The organism is Butyrivibrio sp. AE3009, assembly GCF_000420845.1.
Lineage (GTDB): Bacteria > Bacillota > Clostridia > Lachnospirales > Lachnospiraceae > Butyrivibrio.
On the sequence record NZ_ATVS01000002.1, the window covers coordinates 1 to 17,649 of the forward strand.

Annotated in this window: 15 protein-coding genes and 1 pseudogene; 15 read left to right on the forward strand and 1 reads right to left on the reverse strand. The window is 45.7% G+C overall.

Annotated features, from left to right (window positions below; genetic code table 11):
• Positions 1-319: pseudogene (locus tag G588_RS22665) on the forward strand (RNA-guided endonuclease InsQ/TnpB family protein); the annotation flags it as partial.
• Between the two features lie 37 nt (positions 320-356).
• Here the strand turns inward: G588_RS22665 and G588_RS0101260 are convergent.
• Positions 357-1,208, reverse strand: coding sequence for a tRNA 2-thiocytidine biosynthesis TtcA family protein (locus G588_RS0101260; RefSeq protein ID WP_022776941.1), 852 nt, complete (start codon positions 1,206-1,208; stop codon positions 357-359).
• A gap of 1,740 nt (positions 1,209-2,948) precedes the next feature.
• On the opposite strand from G588_RS0101260, the gene G588_RS0101265 reads away from it, so the two are divergent.
• From G588_RS0101265 to G588_RS0101330, 14 genes are all read left to right on the forward strand, one after another.
• Positions 2,949-3,995 (forward strand): ATP-binding protein, encoded by a 1,047-nt coding sequence (locus G588_RS0101265; RefSeq protein ID WP_022776942.1) that lies wholly within the window; start codon positions 2,949-2,951, stop codon positions 3,993-3,995.
• Between the two features lie 18 nt (positions 3,996-4,013).
• Positions 4,014-5,009, forward strand: coding sequence for a methionyl-tRNA formyltransferase (gene fmt / locus G588_RS0101270; RefSeq protein WP_022776943.1), 996 nt, complete (start codon positions 4,014-4,016; stop codon positions 5,007-5,009).
• 50 nt (positions 5,010-5,059) lie between these two features.
• Complete coding sequence (locus G588_RS0101275) at positions 5,060-5,779, forward strand: zinc metallopeptidase (RefSeq protein WP_022776944.1); 720 nt, start codon at positions 5,060-5,062, stop codon at positions 5,777-5,779.
• The gene (gene rsmB, locus G588_RS0101280; RefSeq protein WP_022776945.1) at positions 5,780-7,171 is read left to right on the forward strand and encodes a 16S rRNA (cytosine(967)-C(5))-methyltransferase RsmB; all 1,392 of its coding nucleotides are present in this window, start codon (positions 5,780-5,782) and stop codon (positions 7,169-7,171) included.
• 108 nt (positions 7,172-7,279) lie between these two features.
• The gene (gene rlmN, locus G588_RS0101285) at positions 7,280-8,368 is read left to right on the forward strand and encodes a 23S rRNA (adenine(2503)-C(2))-methyltransferase RlmN (protein WP_022776946.1); all 1,089 of its coding nucleotides are present in this window, start codon (positions 7,280-7,282) and stop codon (positions 8,366-8,368) included.
• A gap of 54 nt (positions 8,369-8,422) precedes the next feature.
• Positions 8,423-9,184 carry a Stp1/IreP family PP2C-type Ser/Thr phosphatase gene (locus G588_RS0101290; RefSeq protein WP_022776947.1) on the forward strand — a complete coding sequence of 254 codons (762 nt, stop codon included), beginning with the start codon at positions 8,423-8,425 and terminating at the stop codon, positions 9,182-9,184.
• Positions 9,177-11,219 (forward strand): Stk1 family PASTA domain-containing Ser/Thr kinase, encoded by a 2,043-nt coding sequence (gene pknB, locus G588_RS0101295; RefSeq protein ID WP_022776948.1) that lies wholly within the window; start codon positions 9,177-9,179, stop codon positions 11,217-11,219. The genes G588_RS0101290 and pknB overlap by 8 nt, the downstream gene beginning before the upstream one ends.
• Complete coding sequence (rsgA, locus tag G588_RS0101300; protein WP_022776949.1) at positions 11,219-12,148, forward strand: ribosome small subunit-dependent GTPase A; 930 nt, start codon at positions 11,219-11,221, stop codon at positions 12,146-12,148. The genes pknB and rsgA overlap by 1 nt, the downstream gene beginning before the upstream one ends.
• Positions 12,149-12,178: 30 nt before the next feature.
• On the forward strand, positions 12,179-12,754 hold the full coding sequence (locus G588_RS0101305) for a histidine phosphatase family protein (protein WP_022776950.1): 576 nt from the start codon (positions 12,179-12,181) through the stop codon (positions 12,752-12,754).
• Positions 12,755-12,818: 64 nt separating this feature from the next.
• Entirely contained in the window at positions 12,819-13,286 is a 468-nt protein-coding gene (locus tag G588_RS0101310; RefSeq protein ID WP_022776951.1) for a methylglyoxal synthase, read from the forward strand.
• A 117-nt stretch (positions 13,287-13,403) separates the two neighbouring features.
• Positions 13,404-14,108 carry a response regulator transcription factor gene (locus tag G588_RS0101315; RefSeq protein WP_022776952.1) on the forward strand — a complete coding sequence of 235 codons (705 nt, stop codon included), beginning with the start codon at positions 13,404-13,406 and terminating at the stop codon, positions 14,106-14,108.
• Positions 14,108-15,739, forward strand: coding sequence for a HAMP domain-containing sensor histidine kinase (locus G588_RS18720; RefSeq protein ID WP_022776953.1), 1,632 nt, complete (start codon positions 14,108-14,110; stop codon positions 15,737-15,739). The genes G588_RS0101315 and G588_RS18720 overlap by 1 nt, the downstream gene beginning before the upstream one ends.
• A 35-nt stretch (positions 15,740-15,774) precedes the next feature.
• Positions 15,775-16,929: an N-acetylglucosamine-6-phosphate deacetylase gene (nagA, locus tag G588_RS0101325; RefSeq protein WP_022776954.1), complete on the forward strand. Its 1,155-nt coding sequence runs from the start codon at positions 15,775-15,777 to the stop codon at positions 16,927-16,929.
• Between the two features lie 73 nt (positions 16,930-17,002).
• On the forward strand, positions 17,003-17,647 hold the full coding sequence (locus G588_RS0101330; RefSeq protein ID WP_022776955.1) for an orotate phosphoribosyltransferase: 645 nt from the start codon (positions 17,003-17,005) through the stop codon (positions 17,645-17,647).
• The last annotated feature ends 2 nt before the right edge of the window (positions 17,648-17,649 follow it).

Below are 17,649 nucleotides of genomic sequence, written 5' to 3' on the forward strand. Positions count from 1 at the left end.
TAAGCTTGCTGAATGCGGGATAGAGTTTGCCCTTACAGAAGAGAGCTATACTTCAAAGGCTGATTTTCTTGCAATGGATGAATTGCCAGTATATTGTAAAGGATATGACAAACCATACTCTTTTTCCGGAAAGAGGATAAAGAGAGGCCTATACAGGCATTACGATGGTACTGTAACAAATGCAGACATAAACGGGGCTGCAAATATCTTAAGAAAAGTATTCCCAAAGGTAACCCAATGGGATAGGGGCATAGTGGACATGCCCTGTTCTGCAGGCTGCGTAGAGCAGCAGGCAGGTTCATGCCGCGAAGCGGCGTAACAGAAACCCTTTCCGACGCAGAGTCGGTGAGGGCAGTTCATTCTGAGTATTCATCATACCTATCCAGGAAATGGTGTCGATTTCCATCCGGTGTCTTGTAGGCAATCAGGGCGTTCAAGTGAACATTCTCAACACTCTTAAAAATATTTGCCTCGATGTATGGGCTCATCTCACGTAGCTGCGCGATCAGGGCCTTGGTCTCGGCGCGTTTACTTCCGAAGTCCAGGTCATTTTCTTTTGCCAGCATCTCGGTCATTCTGCAGGCGCAGTTGATGAATTTGAGATCATTGTAGGCTGCCCACTTTTTTACATCTTCCTCTCTTATGAGGTAGAGAGGTCTTATGAGTTCCATGTCTTCGAAATTGGAACTGTGAAGTTTAGGCATCATAGTCTGGATCTGCCCGCCGTAGAGCATTCCCATAAGTATTGTCTCGATGACATCATCATAGTGATGACCAAGAGCTATCTTGTTGCAGCCCAGCTCTTTTGCCTTGGCATAGAGGGCGCCACGTCTCATTCTGGCACAGAGGTAGCAGGGAGAACCTTCCACTTCCTTGTCCACAACCTTGAAAATATCAGAATCAAAGACTGTGGCAGGAACCTGCATCAGCTCAAGGTTCTTAAGGATATTCTCGTAGTTGGCGGTGTTGTAGCCGGGATTCATAACGATGTATTCGACTTCGAAGTTCTTTTTACCATGCCGATGTAGCTCCTGGAAGAGCTTGGCCATAAGCATGGAATCCTTGCCGCCGGAGATGCAGACTGCGATTTTGTCGCCGTCCTTTATAAGTTTATAGGTGTTGATTGCCTTGGTAAACTGGCTCCAGAGTTCCGGCCTGAACTTTTTGATTATACTTCTTTCGATTTCTTTGTTCCTTGTATCTGACATCGGTTTTCCCTACTAACTATATGAATTAATATGAAATAAAGATCGTTAAATTGCCTATGAATGTTAACACATTATCGTGGAGGGAGCAAGGGCAGTGAAGAGCCAAGGAATATAAGGCAAAGATTGGAGAAATTATAGGAAAATATGTAGTTGTGATACCCGGTAGATTCAAATCCGCTTAAACTATATGAAAATAGTTACTGTAGCAATAATCTACGTTAAAGCATCAGGACGCACACCCTTGACAGCACAAAGAATAATTGCTGCGAACGTCTCACCGACGGCGAGGAACTCAGGAACAATCTTCTTTTTCTCCGTCGAGGACAGCATTGTAGCAATTATTCTTTGCACTATCAAGGGCAAGCCGCTTACGCGGTGGCTGTTTTCTTTACCTCGGGCTCAGAATCTTGGAACAATCCGGCGAGCTGGCTAGATTGCATTGTAAGATTGGAGAATTTGCGTTGCCTTGCTATTTTTCTGATTATCCATTCGATAATTCATCATGAAATATCTGATATTTCTTTTGATAACGTTATCCGGTGCAGCAAATAACGACATAGCGAGAGAAAAATAATTGCTGTCATTATCTCGTAGACCGTTGTGCCAAATAAAGAAGAATTCATTTCGTTGTACGCAATGAAAGCACGCGGTGAAGCATAAACGCAAGATATGAGTGTAGAGTAGTTTATAGGCAAACACTCAGAATTAAACGGGCATTGACTTCGCGTGTCTTTGGTCAGCGATAATTGACGGTATCTTGATAACCGGACACTTGCATAGGAAATTAATCTATCCTCAAGTGTTACCATAGCTAATTCATACACTCCTGCTGCTATTTGCTTATAATCCGCGTGTTTTTCGGTGCTTATATGAAAGCGTTATCCTGATAACCATATTCATCATCATATGAAACTCTTATTAAAGCAGCATTAGTAAGCCTTTTAGCTTAAATAATCGGTCAAGTAATCTGATCATCATATGAAAATGCTTATATCCCCCTATTAATATGCCTTTTAAAATCAATGATGAATTGGCAATGGCTATTTCACAGCATGCGAGCATATTAAAATGGAAAGATTGAAAGCGTTAGTATGTACAGCATGAATAATTTCATATGGTATCAGCGACAAAGAAGCATATGATAGATAAGAATAATGATGACTTCGTATGCATAGGTGCACAAAATATTACTGATTTCAGCAAAAATACCGTTCACATGCATATGAAAGATTATATATAGTTGCTTTTGTATGCCTAAGCCATCAATCAGAGCTTTTTTGACAAGAGAGGCAACCTTTTGAAGAGGCTATCCTGCCGCTAACAAAACAAAAAGCAACCGGCAAGAGGAAATTTCAGTTCCTGTGAGGATGTGGGCATTTATGCCACATACCTGATTCAAATCCGCTTGATTAGCCCCTAACGCCCTGGATATTGATGTCAAGGGAACCGTGGAATACCGCAGCCGGCTTTATCGGCGAGGATATGCCGCGAAAGTCCCTTGACATCAATATTCAGGGCGTTCATATAGTTTAAGCGGATTTGAATCTACCGGGTATCACAACTACATATTTGTTATCATGTACAATCCATTGCATCGGGTTCTCATGTTTTCTTGCTCCTTGTGAAAAAGTATATAAGAGTATATAATCAAAGTTGAAGTATATATGAGTATATAAAGTATATACGGATTTCAAAAGTATATAAGAGTATATAGAAGTATATAAGGAGATCAGCCTGAGAATGGAAAGAAACCCTTTTGTTTTAAACTTTGGAAAGGTTCCAAGACAATATATTAGCCGCGAACTTATCATCGACGAGATAGTTCAGGAGATGAACGATGAAGAGTCGCAGAATAACTGTTTTATGCTCACAGGGACCCGGGGAAGCGGCAAGACAGTCACCATGACAGAAATTGAGCAGAGAATTCTGGAATCTGAAGACTGGATCGTTATAAGGCTAAACGCTGAGCGGAACCTGCTGGAGAGCCTGGTGGGTAAGCTTTACGACAGCAGGAGCTTCATAACACAGTTTGTGGATGCGAATCTGAACCTGTCAAAATTTGGCATAGGCTTAAGTGTCAGTTCCAAATCTCCCGTAGCGGACATTGAATCAGCATTGGAGAAAATGCTTAAAGAGATTCAGAGAAAAGAGAAAAAGCTCTTAGTTTCTGTTGATGAAGTGTCTAACACTGCTTCCATGCGAGAACTGGCCAGTTGTTTTCAAATCCTTATAAGAGAGAACTATCCGGTATTTTTGCTCATGGCAGGCCTTTATGATAATATAAGTGATCTGAGAAATGCAAAGACCATGACCTTTTTATACCGTACTCCGCAGTATGAGATGGAACCTCTTAATCTGACCCTGATTGCAGACAGATATTCCAAATTGTTTGGTATTGACAGAGAAAAAGCCATGGACATGGCTGTCATTACCAAAGGATACCCTTTTGCATACCAGGCAATGGGTAAGTATGTATGGGAAGAAGAGAAACATGAATTAACGGAAACGGTATTGATCAAATTTGATGAAGCGCTGAGGCACTACGTTTACAAAAAGATGTGGTCCGAGCTTTCGGATAAAGACAAATGGTACATGTCCTATATAGTTCAGAAGGATGAAATGCCTGTAGCAGAGCTTCTCGAGATTACTAAACAGAAGAAAAACGAGTTTTCACAGTACAGAGAAAGACTAAGAGACAAAGGGATCATCGATGTATCTGAAAGAGGTGTCATCAAGCTTAAGCTGCCCCGATTTGATACTTTTGTAAAAAATGAAATTGGATTATAACATAAAGGAGAATGATAAATGAAAATAGTATTTATGGGAACCCCTGATTTTGCCAGGTGTGCTCTTGAAAAGATAATTGAAGCAGGCCACGAGGTGGTTTTGGTTGTAACACAGCCCGATAAGCCCAAGGGCCGCAGCGGCGAGCTCCAGGTCTCTGATGTTAAGGCACTGGCTCTTGAGCATAATCTTCCGGTATTTCAGCCGGTTAAGATCAAGGAGCCTGAGCACGTGGCTTATCTTAAGAGTATAGAGGCGGATATATACGTGGTTGCAGCCTTCGGACAGATCCTTTCCCAGGAGATCCTTGATATTCCGAAATACGGCTGCGTCAATATCCACGCGTCTCTTCTTCCTGAATACAGAGGAGCTGCTCCTATTCAGCAGTCCATAATTGACGGCAAAAAAGAGACAGGCGTAACCATCATGCAGATGGCAGCAGGCATGGATACAGGAGATATCCTTATTCAGAAGACTATTCCCATTGAAGAGAACGAGACCGGAGGTGGCCTTTTCGATAAGCTTTCTATTCTTGGAGCAGAGCTTATTGTGGAGGCGCTGCCACTTATAGAGGCCGGTAAGCTCACCCCTGTTCCTCAGGATGAGGCTAAAGCCACCAAGTGCGGCAAGCTGTCCAAGGATATGGGCAAGATAGATTTTAGTAAGGACGCAGAGACCATAAGAAATCTTGTAAGAGGCCTTAATCCCTGGCCCAGCGCCTTTACCTCTCTCGAGGGCAGGATGCTCAAGATCTGGAGCGCCAAGGCTCTTGATGAGGAGGACTTCGATGCTGCTTACGGAGGTCAGGAATCAGAAGAGGACTTCGCAGTAAGGCAGCAGCTGGTAAAAGACAACGCCTACGGAAGTATTGCGGCTGTCGCCAAGGATTCCTTTGCAGTGCTGACAGAGGGCGGATATCTCCAGATCCTTGAGGTTCAGCTTGAGGGTAAAAAGAGAATGGATGCCAAAAGCTTCCTTCTTGGCAACCGCATTAAGGTAGGATTAAGACTTGGATGATATGATATCCGTTAAAACTTTAATATATTTAGGAAAAGAGGCGATTTACAATGTATTACGGATATGGAAGAGGTTATGGTTACGGAATGGGATTTGACCCTTTGTATATTTTGGTCATCATCATGGCGATCCTGTGTATGGTGGCATCCGCAAGAGTATCCTCGGTTTATAAAAAATATGCTCGAATCCGCAGCATGAGCGGGCTTACCGGAGCACAGACAGCAATGGAGATACTAAGAAGAAACGGAATTACCGATGTGACAGTGGCACATGTTTCAGGCAATCTTACAGATCATTATGATCCAAAGAGAAGAATGGTATGTCTGTCCGATGCTACCTATGGCTCCTGCAGCGTAGCTGCCGTGGGAGTGGCAGCGCATGAATGCGGACATGTTCTTCAGCACTACACAGGCTATATACCGATCAGGATCAGATCAGCTATTGTACCCGCAGCAAATATCGGTTCCAAGGCAGGAATTCCCATAATCCTTCTGGGATTCTTCCTTAGCTTCTCACCACTTGTAACCATCGGCATCTGGGTGTTCTCACTGGCAGTTATCTTCCAGCTTGTAACCCTTCCCGTTGAGTTCAATGCTTCTCACAGAGCACTTGTTATGCTGGAACAGTACGGGATTCTCGGACATGAGGAGATCACTCATTCCAGAAAGGTCCTCAGCGCAGCTGCCATGACTTATGTGGCAAGTGCAGCATCAGCAGTAGTGCAGCTCTTTAGACTGGTACTGATTTATGGCCGAAGAGGTAATGATTAAATGGCAAATATAAGAGAAATTGTATTAAGCATTCTCATGGAATACGATAAGGATGATAACAGAAAGGTTTCCCTTTTAAAGGACTCTCTGGAAAAGTACGACTACCTGGAAACCAGGGACAAATCCTTTATCAAAAGAGTTGTGGACGGAACCCTTGAGAGAAAGATCCAGATAGATTATATCCTTAACCGGTTCTCCAAGACCGGAACCGCCAAGATGCAGCCCTTTATCCGAAGTCTTATGAGAATGAGCGTCTATCAGATAATGTTCATGGACTCAGTGCCAGACAGCGCTGCCTGTAATGAGGCAGTGAAGCTTGCCGCCAAGCACAAGTTCGTCAACCTCAAGGGCTTTGTTAACGGCGTTCTGAGGAACGTTGCAAGAAACAAGGATAATATTGAATATCCCGTTAAGGATATTAATTGCGGAGTAGACCACCTATCCGTTTGCTATTCAATGCCCGAGTGGATCTGCAAAATGTGGCTGGACAGATACGGCTTTGATAAGACGGAGAGCATATTGAAGTTCTTCCTGGAGACAAGGCCCACCACTGTAAGGCTCAACATGAAGGCTTTATCAGATGCTGACGAGATAGATGCTCTGGTAAAAGAGCTTGAGTCAGCCGGCGCCGTAGTTAAGAAAAATCACATTCTTCCCTACGCACTGGAACTTGAAAAGACCGACAACATCAGATTTCTTCCCGGTTTCATGGAAGGAAAGTATACTGTTCAGGACATCAGCTCAATGCTCCTTACAGAGATTGCTGATCCTAAGCCCGGACAGACAGTAATAGATGCCTGCGCAGCCCCCGGAGGAAAGAGCCTCCATGCGGCAGAAAGAGTCCTTTCTGAGAACTCATCACAGGACTCTTCAGCTAACGGACATGTAATATCAAGGGATCTGTCAGAGCGTAAGTGCGACCTTATCAGAGATAATGCAGACAGAATGGGACTTACCAATATCGATATATCTGCCCATGATGCAAGGATTACCGATGAGAACCTGACAGAGAAGGCAGACATTCTCTATCTCGATGTTCCCTGCTCAGGCCTTGGTATCATGGGAAGGAAAAATGATATCAAATACAATGTAACCCCCGAGAGTGCGGGAGAACTTACGGATCTTCAGTGGGAGATCGTGAAGGCCTGTGAGGGCTATGTTAAAAAGGGCGGTATACTTATGTATTCCACCTGTACCGTCAACGCAGCAGAGAACGAGGAGATGGTTCAGAGAATCTGCAAAGAGCTCCCTTTTAAGCCCGTTGACATATCCAGGGACTTACAACGTTTAGGCCTTGATAAGGATAATGCCGGTACAGAAGGCTATATCCAGCTCATCCCCGGAGAATACGGCACCGACGGCTTCTTCATAGCTAAGCTGCAGAAGCAGTGAAGACAGTTGCCGGATGTAGATAATTATGTATAATAAGTCAGGTTCAGAAAGAACTGGCAAGAATAATCAAGAAAACCAACAAGGATCCATATTCAGAGGAAAAGAGATTTGTCAGATAATAATACAACTATCACAAAAGAATATATAAAGGGGCTGACCGGTAAAACCGACCTTAAGTCCCTTAATCTTCAGGAACTCACAGAGTGCATCAAGAGCCTTGGAGAACCTGCCTTCAGAGCCAAACAGCTCTACGAATGGCTCCACGTCAAGCAGGTTGCCGATTACGACGATATGACCAATATTTCCAAAGCTCTTAAGGAAAAATGCAGAGAGAACTTCGACCTTACAGCACTTAAAAGTGTTCAGGTTCAGGAATCCAAACTGGACGATACCAAGAAGTTCCTTTTTGGCCTTGGAGACGGCAATGTCATAGAGAGCGTCTTCATGAAGTACAAGTTCGGAAACAGCGTCTGCATCTCCTCACAGGTGGGCTGCCGCATGGGCTGCAAGTTCTGCGCTTCAACCCTGGACGGAGTTGAGAGATCTCTTTTACCATCTGAGATGCTGGATCAGATCTATTCCATAGCCAGAATAACAGGAGAGAAGATCTCAAGAGTAGTTGTTATGGGATCCGGAGAGCCTCTGGATAACTACGACAACCTCCTTAAGTTCATTCATCTTCTGTCCGATGAGAACGGCATGAACATGGGACAGAGAAACATCACTGTTTCAACCTGCGGAATCGTGCCCAATATCTACAGACTGGCAGAGGAGCAGCTCTCCATTAACCTGGCACTTTCACTTCACGCCTCCAACAACGACAAGAGAAAGCAGCTGATGCCAATTGCCAATCAGTACGAGATCCATGAGGTCCTGAAGGCCTGCAAAGACTATTTTGACAAGACCGGAAGACAGCTTACCTTCGAGTATTCCCTGGTGAGCGGAGTTAACGATACTGATGAGGATGCTGCGGAATTGTCTGAACTTTTGGCGGGACTTAACGCAGTTGTGAATCTTATTCCCGTCAACCCAATAAAGGAGCGTGACTTTAAACCGACTGACCGCTCCGGAGCCCTTGCCTTCAAAAATAAACTTGAAAAAAGTCATATAAATGTTACTATTAGAAGAGAAATGGGCAGGGATATAGATGGCGCCTGCGGACAGCTAAGAAGACGCCATTTGGAGGAAAGTGTATAACTACCTGCTTATTTGTATTGTGATGAAAAATATGTAGACTTGGGGAGAACTGTTTTGCTTAAGACCTTTTCCATAACGGATATTGGAAAGAAACGAAAACTGAATCAGGATTATGTTTTTTCTTCAGACAGAAAAATAGGAAATCTATCCAATGTATTTATAGTGGCAGATGGCATGGGTGGCCATAATGCCGGTGACTATGCGTCCCGTTTTACTGTAGATACTATGGTGGAAGAGATTGAAAAGTCTTTTGAACAGAACCCGGTCAAGATCTTGGAGAAGGCCATCAAGACTGCCAATTCCAAGCTCAGAGAGAAAGCTGCCGACGATCCCAAGCTTTTTGGCATGGGAACCACCGTTGTGGCCGCAACTGTCCTTGGCAGATACCTTCAGGTTGCCAATGTGGGAGACTCCAGGCTCTACGTCATCAACGATACCATCACACAGATTACAAGAGATCATTCCCTGGTTGAAGAGATGGTCAGAATGGGCGGAATCGACAGAGAGACAGCCCGCACTCATCTCGACAAGAACATCATTACCAGGGCTATCGGTGCCACTGAAACTGTAGACATCGACTTTTTTAATGTGGAATTAAATCGTGGGGACATAGTCCTCATGTGTTCCGATGGGCTTACCAACATGCTGGAAGACGAAGAGATTCGTATGATAGTAAGTGGTCAGAGAGACATCATAGAAAAAGCTCAAAAGCTTGTTGTGGCGGCTAATAACAATGGGGGAAAGGACAACATCGCCGTTATCCTTATTGAGCCGTTCGCTGAAGAAGTAGCACATGACGGAGGACTAAATGATTAAGATAGGAATGATAATCGGCGACAGGTACGAGGTGCTGGAAAAGATAGGCACCGGCGGTATGTCCGATGTATATAAAGCAAAAGATCATAAGCTGAACCGCCTTGTGGCTGTTAAGGTTCTTAAACAGGAATTTTCCGAGAACGAGAATTTTGTCTCCAAATTCCGAGTTGAGGCTCAGTCCACTGCGGGCCTTATGCACCCCAACATAGTTAATGTCTATGATGTTGGAGATGAGGATGGTGTCAACTACATTGTTATGGAGCTTGTAGACGGCATCACTCTTAAGAAGTACATTGAGAAGAAATCAAGGCTCTCCGTCAAGGAGGCCGTGAGCATTGCAATTCAGGTGGCCATGGGCCTCGAGGCAGCTCACAATAACAATATCATCCACAGAGATATCAAGCCTCAGAACATAATGATATCCAAGGAGGGCAAGGTTAAGGTTACAGACTTTGGTATTGCCAAGGCTGCTACCAGCAACACCATCACCTCCAACGTTATGGGTTCCGTTCACTATACATCTCCCGAACAGGCAAGAGGCGGCTACAGCGATGCCAAGAGTGATATCTATTCACTGGGTATCACATTGTTTGAGATGTTGACGGGACGTGTTCCTTTTAACGGAGACACAACCGTGGCAATAGCCATCAAGCATATCCAGGAGGAGCTTCCCAGCCCTGCGGATTACAACGATGAGATACCTGTCAGCGTAGAGAAGATAGTTCTCAAGTGCTGTCAGAAGAGCCCCGACAGAAGATATCAAAATGCTGCGGAGCTTATCACAGACCTCAAGAAATCCCTTATCACACCGGATAAGGACTTCGTGGATCTTGTTGATCCCGATGAGGAGGGGCAGACAAGAGTTGCCTCCGGTGAAGAAATCGCAAATGTCAAAAACGGTGCTCACAAGCTCACAGATACAGAGCAGATGCGCCTTAAGGATGATGTCATGAGGGAATATGACAAGAAGGATTCTCGTGACAGTTATTCCAAGGATAAGAAAACCTCTCGCAGAGACTACGAAGAGGATGAGGACGACGATTTTTACGGCTATGACAGCAGAGACAGGAGAAGAAAGCCTGCGCCGCCCAGCCGTATTGAGAAGCTTACAATCATCATGGCTATCATTTCAGCAGTCCTGGTGGGCTTCATAGTTATATTGCTGCTTGGAAGGAGCATGGGACTCTTTGGAGCTGAGGACTCCTCCGCAATTGACAGCAGCACTGCAATGATCACAGACAGTACACCTACTGCTTCTGCGACAGAGGGAATCCAGGTTCCCGATGTTACCGGCAAGAGCTATGCCGAGGCAGTTTCAATACTTACCACCGACAAGGGCTTCAAGGTTGAGAAGGCAGAAGATACTGCCAATACAGCCGCCAAGGATACCGTGGTTTCCACCAATCCTTCCGCAGGCAGCAGAGTTGCCAGCGGTGCCACTATTGTTGTTACTGTAAGTAACGGCGCCAATTACACCAAGGCAGAGACTGCAACTGCCAGCGCCACTGTGGCCAAGGCAGAGGGACAGGTTACAGTACCCAATGTCATCGGCAAGACATCAGAGGAAGCGGTTATCATTCTGGTTGAATCCGGACTTACCGCCGGCAGCATTGTTGAGACCAGCAACGAGGATTCCAATCTCACAGGTCTTATCTGTGCTCAGAGCATTGCGGTTGGTACTTCCGTATCTGAAGGAACCGTTATCAATATGGAACTTTCAACAGGACCTGCCAATGTAACCTACAGCTATGTCGCAGATATTACAGCTCCCACAGAGGGCGAGAACTATACTCCCGGACTTTCCGTGAGAGTCAGCCTTGTTACCTCAGACGGAGTTACACTTCTTAGCACCACAACCACAGATTTCCCTGTGCAGGCTACCTACAAGGGAATCACATCACCTACGGGAACCCTTACCTTTGTTTATACCGCAACCTCACCTCAGGTCACCAATCCTGATACAGGCGAGATCACAGGCGGTAATACCCAGGAGTACACAGTTACAAGAGCTGTTACCTTCACACAGGAGAATTGATGAAAGGCAAGATCGTCAAAGGAATTGCCGGCTTTTACTACATAGAAACTCCCACGGGAAAAGTATATGAATGTAAGGCGAAGGGCATTTTCAGGAAATTCAATTTAAAACCGCTGGTGGGAGATGATGTGAGAATCGACGTCATCGACGAGGACAATGCACTTGGAAATGTGACCGAGATCATTCCAAGAAAAAATCAGCTTATTAGACCGCCTGTTGCCAATGTGGATCAGGCGGTTATTTTGTTTGCCATAGTTAAGCCCAATCCCAGCTATAACCTGCTGGACAGATTCCTGATAACCATGAGGCAGCAGAATCTCCCTGTTATCATCTGCTTTAACAAACAGGACATTGCTACCCCGGAGGAACAGCAGGAGCTCTACGACGCCTACGAGAAGTGCGGCTACACCGTTCTTTTTATCAGCGTCAAGGAGGAAAAAGGACTGGACGAGCTAAAGGAGCTATTACGAGGTAAGACCACTACTCTTGCCGGCCCCAGCGGCGTTGGTAAGTCCTCCCTTTTGAACAAGCTGGTTCCCGACGCCCAGATGCAGACCGGGGAACTTAGTAAGAAGATTGACAGGGGCAAGAACACCACCAGGCATTCAGAGCTGTTTTTTGTCAAAGAGCTGTCGGACCTTACGGAGGATGGCGTGGGGACCTATATCATCGATACCCCCGGCTTTACTTCCCTTGATGTCAGGGATGTTACCTGCGACAACATAATGCAGTACTATCCCGAGTTTGAGGAATTTGAGCCTGAGTGCCGCTTCGGGGGCTGCGCTCACATGGCTGAGCCTGACTGCGGAGTTAAGACCGCCGTTGAGAAGGGCAAGATCGCCAGGGTTCGTTATGAGAACTATCGAATGATCTATGAGGAACTGAAAAACATGCGTCCCGATTATTCCAAGGGTAAAAAGGGACGATAATACATAATTTACTTACAGAGGGGAACAAAATTGAAGATATGGGTAACAAGGCATGGCCAGACCGCCCTTAATGCTGGAAGGAAAATGCAGGGAAGATCCGACATACCCTTAAACGATACGGGGGTAGCCCAGGCTAAGGCAGCCAGGGACAAGATCGGGGATATTAAATTCGACGCAGTATACTCAAGTCCACTGATCCGCGCAGTCAGAACAGCTGAGATAATCGGCGGTGTGACGGAGAGTGAGATAATTAAGGACGAGCGCATCATAGAGGCGGATTTTGGCAAATATGAGCAGAAGAGCTACTACGGCTGCGGCCCGGCCATGAGCCTCTACTGGATGTTTCCGGAGCTTTTTCCCGCACCGAAGGGAGTTGAGACCACGGATCAGATGATACAGCGAACCGCTTCTTTTCTTAAGGAACTGGAGGAGAAGGATTATGAGAATGTGCTGATTGCCTGTCACGGTGGTATAATCAGATTCATACGAGGCTATCTTGAAGGAGCCAAGTCCGGATATGTCTGGCGCCCAAGGCCTAAGAACTGCGAGATAAGAGTATATGAGAGAATTGCCGGCGAGTATATTCTTGTTGATGATGTGCTGTAGAGTCAGTAGATTGGCAGTTCATATATCATAGTTAAAAAACATCAATTCATCGTGGAGGATATTTATGGCAGATACAATTACATTAACAATACCCAGACAGAAGAACATTGCCCTTATTGCCCATGACGGCAAGAAGCATGAGCTTATAGACTGGTGCAAGGCAAATGCAGAGGTTCTTAAGAGACATTTTCTGTGCGGAACAGGAACAACAGCAAGGATGATCACCGATGCCACAGACCTTCCTGTTCGCGGCTATAATTCAGGCCCTCTTGGAGGAGATCAGCAGATCGGCGCCAAGATTGTAGAAGGCAAGATCGATTTTGTAATATTCTTCTCGGATCCCCTTACCGCTGCGCCTCACGACCCTGACGTCAAGGCACTTATGAGAATCGCTCAGGTCTATGACATTCCTTTTGCCAACAACAAGGCAACTGCTGATTTCCTGATCAACAGCAGTCTCATGGATGAGGAGTACGACCACGAAGTGATCAATTTCCAGCAGAACATCGCTCACAGAGCAGAGACTCTCTGATAACTTACTAAATTATTAAATCTTTACCTACTTTGACTGCGTTAAGGTTAGGTAAAGATTTTTTTGTTAGGGTATAATAAATATGTCTATTTGTGACTTTTAGAAACAGAGGTTAATATGAGCGAAAATAGAAATAAGATACTTATTGCTGAGGATGACAGAGACATTATAGACCTTCTGAGACTCTACCTTGAGAAGGACGGTTATGAAGTCATCGCTGCGGAGGACGGCCTTGTGGCCATGGACCTGTTGCAGGACGAACAGCCTGATCTTGTGATCTGTGACATTATGATGCCCGGAATGAACGGCTATGAGCTGATCAAAAAAGCAAGGGAGCTTGAACATAATCTTCCCATCATAGTTCTCTCTGCCAAGACTCAGGACGAGGACAAGATAAGAGGACTGGATATAGGTGCTGACGATTATTTGACCAAGCCCTTTAATCCGCTGGAAATAATTGCCCATGTAAGAGCGGCTCTAAGACGCTTTTACCAGCTGGGCGGTGAGACTGCGCCCTCCAATGTTTTTCAGGTGGGAGAGCTTGCTATTGATGTGGAGAAGGTTCTTTTTACCAAGAACGGCAAGGCTATTGACCTGACACCATTTGAATTCAAGGTAATGACACTACTTATGAAGAACCCGGGCAGAGTGTTTACCAAGGTTCAGGTCTATGAGCACATTAATGGTGAATATTTTGAGAACGACGAGAATACCCTTATGGTCCATATGAGTAAGCTCCGCGACAAGATCGAGGATGACAGAAACAATCCCAAATACATCAAGACCGTAAGAGGCCTTGGCTATAAGATTGAGAGATACTGATGGCTAAAAGATTACGACCCTTTACCAGGGAAAGAGGTACACTGAACTCTGTGGTCACCGGAACCTTCGTGGTGTTTGCGTTCCTGGTGGTCTTCATTACCATAACTATATATGTGACTGTGGGCGTTGCCATCAACAGGGCCCAGGACCAGAAGGGACCATACAAGCTGATCCGTCAGAAGGAGAATCTTGTGAGGGAGCGCTACAACCGTCTGGCTGTGTCTGCAGGTCTTGGCAGCGGCAGCTATATTGAAGTTCTTGACGCCAATGCCAATGTCATCTACTGCAGCAACCTGTTTAAAAACAACACCTACGATAAAGAAGAGATAGAGTACATCCAGAGTATTGACGGAGGCAGCTATTACAGCGCCGATGTGGTCTATGTCGGGGATGAGGTTGCGGGATATGTGATCCATAAGTATTCACTGGCGACTACCACCATCGATAACAGGACCGGCGAGGTTGTGGCGATGGGAGGCGGTGTCAGCGGAGTGATGATCCTGGACAGCAATAAAAATGTCACCTACTCTACGATGGATAACGGGGTAACCCATATTTCCGACACCGAGTTTGAGTATATGTATGGCGGAAGTGAGCCCAATACCGTGCTGCAGAAGTACGAGTTTGTAACCGCTAAGGGGCAAAAGAGGACGCTTCTTCTACATGCCAATTATTCCAATGCCAATTTGAGGGCGGAATATAAGAGAATCCTGATCATTGCATCATCTACCTTTGCACTGTGCCTCCTTATCCTGATTCTGGTATTCGTATTCAGGATCTCTTTTACCATAAGAAGACCCCTTAAGCTCCTTGAGTCAGCGATGCTTGATATCACCAGAGGTAAGACCGATACCACTGTTGCTTATGAAGGTCCCAGGGAATTTGTTGAGATTGCGGACGCCTTCAATATGATGTCCACTGAGCTCCATGACAGTGAGAAGAAAAGAGCTGCCGCTGAGCAGGAGAAGCAGAAGATGCTGGCGGATATCTCCCATGACCTTAAGACTCCCATAACCGTTATTCAGGGCTACGCCAAGGCTGTGGCAGACGGACTTATCCCCAAGGAGGATGAGAAGAAATATCTTGATACCATTAGCAAAAAGGCAGACGGATTATCGGAGCTTATCAATACCTTTTATGAATATTCCAAGCTGGAGCATCCGGAGTTTCAACTTGTGCGTGAGACAGGGGATGTAGCTGAGTATTTCAGGGAATATCTGGCTCTTAAATATGAAGAGCTGGAGCTTGTGGGCTTTAATATAGAACCTGACATTCCCGATGAGAGGATCATGTACTCTTTTGATAAGATGCAGCTTAAGAGAGTATTTGAGAATATCATTTCCAATTCCATCAAGGCCAACAAGGAAGGAACAACAATTATCGCCTCCATGAAGAAGGCCGGAGATAAGATAATCATAAGGCTTGGAGACGACGGAGTTGGCATCCCCAAGAATCTTAGGGAAGACGTATTCAAGCCCTTCGTTGTGGGCAATGAGTCAAGAACCAGCGGACAGGGAACGGGGCTTGGACTTTCAATAGCCTACCTGGTGGTTAAGGCCCACGGCGGAACCATAAGGCTTCTTGATGAGGCTGAGGCAGAAGGAAAGACCATTTTTGAGATAGTACTGTAATGAGAATATAAGGCATTTATAGGGAGACGGCAAAAATGAAGATTACAGGAGCTTTGGTTTATACCGAGCAGCACGAATTTGTCCGGAAGGAAGTTTATATCAGAGACGGGATATTTACTGATGGAGAGGGCTTTGATTTCGACGTGGAGGAGACCCTGGACGCATCAGGCCTTAGGCTTATTCCGGGACTGGTGGACATCCATTTCCACGGTGCTATGGGACATGATTTCTGCGACGCTGATCCCGAGGGACTTACAGCAATCGCTAAATATGAGGCCAGAAACGGTGTGACAGCCATATGCCCCGCCACCATGACCTATGGCGAAGAAATTCTTGGGAAAATAATGAATAACGCCGCCGATTGGAAGAACAAGAATCTGACAGAGAATCAAAAACAAGGCTGTGCAGACCTTGTGGGCATCAATCTGGAGGGCCCATTTATCAGCGGTAAGAAGCTGGGAGCCCAGAACCCCCAGTATCTTCACCTTCCGGACGTATCCATGTTCAGAAGACTGCAGGACAGGAGCGGAGGACTTATCAAGTTGGTGGATATTGCTCCTGAGGTTATAGGCAGTATGGAGTTTATCAAGGAGCTGTCTTCAGAAGTATGTATTTCCCTGGCCCACATGTGTGCCGGTTATGATACTGCAGTCAGGGCCTTTGAAGCCGGAGTAAGACATATGACGCATTTATTTAACGCCATGCCCGGAATAAACCACAGAGAGCCCGGCCCTATAATAGCAGCCCTTGAGAACAAGGCTGAAGTTGAGCTTATCGCAGATGGAGTGCATGTTCACCCTGCGATGGTGCGTTTTGTATTTGATACCTTTGGAGCAGATAAGGTCATTCTTATCTCTGACAGTATGGAGGCCACAGGCCTTCCCGACGGACAGTACAGCCTTGGAGGACAGGCCGTCACCGTAAACGGCAACAAAGCAACCCTTACCTCTGATCCTGCCACAATCGCCGGCTCCGTCACCAACCTTTTTGACTGCATGAAAACAGCGGTTAAGGAGATGGGTATTCCCCTGGAGGCAGCAGTAAGAGCAGCCACAGAGAACCCCGCCAGATCCATCGGCGTCTTTGACAGCTACGGAAGTATTGCACAGGGGAAGGTAGCAAATGCTGTTCTTGTGGATGAGGAGCTGAGGATCAGGAAGGTTATTTTGCGCGGTTCAATTTATTGCTAAAACATGTACGAAAATGTGTTATTATATATTTAGCAGAAAACCCATGCCATATTAAATAAAGGGGGACACATTCATGTTAAGTGAGTATACCAAGATACCGGCGCAGATGAATTCAAATGTAGCACTTAAGATCATTCCGGGCCACTATGCCACGACCCATTCCCATGTAACACATTATATGGAAATCGGTACGCTGAAGACCCGTTGTAATGAAGCTCATGGCATTGCCAATATCCTTGCGCTTCACTATACTCTTTCAACACCGGTGGACACCATTGTGTGTGCCGATGGAACAGAGGTTATCGGAACTTACCTGGCTGATGAGCTCACCAAGGCAGGAGTACTTAACTGCAACGCTCATAAGACCATCTATGTTCTTGCTCCTGAGTATGCATCAGATGGACAGATCATATTCCGTGACAATCTGCAGCTGGCACTTCGCGGCAAGCATACATTACTTCTTCTTGGATCCCTTACAACAGGACGTACCCTGGAGAGACTTGCTGAGGGTGTAAGATATTACGGAGCTGAGATCACCGGCGCCTGTGCTATATTCAGTACGGTTAAGGCGGCAGCAGGACTTCCTGTTATTTCAGCATTCCATCCCGAGGAGATTCCGGGCTATGAATCCTATGATATTGCCGATTGCCCGCTCTGCAAGCAGGGAGTGCCCATAGATGCACTGGTTAACAGCTTCGGATACAGTGTGCTTAGGTAAGG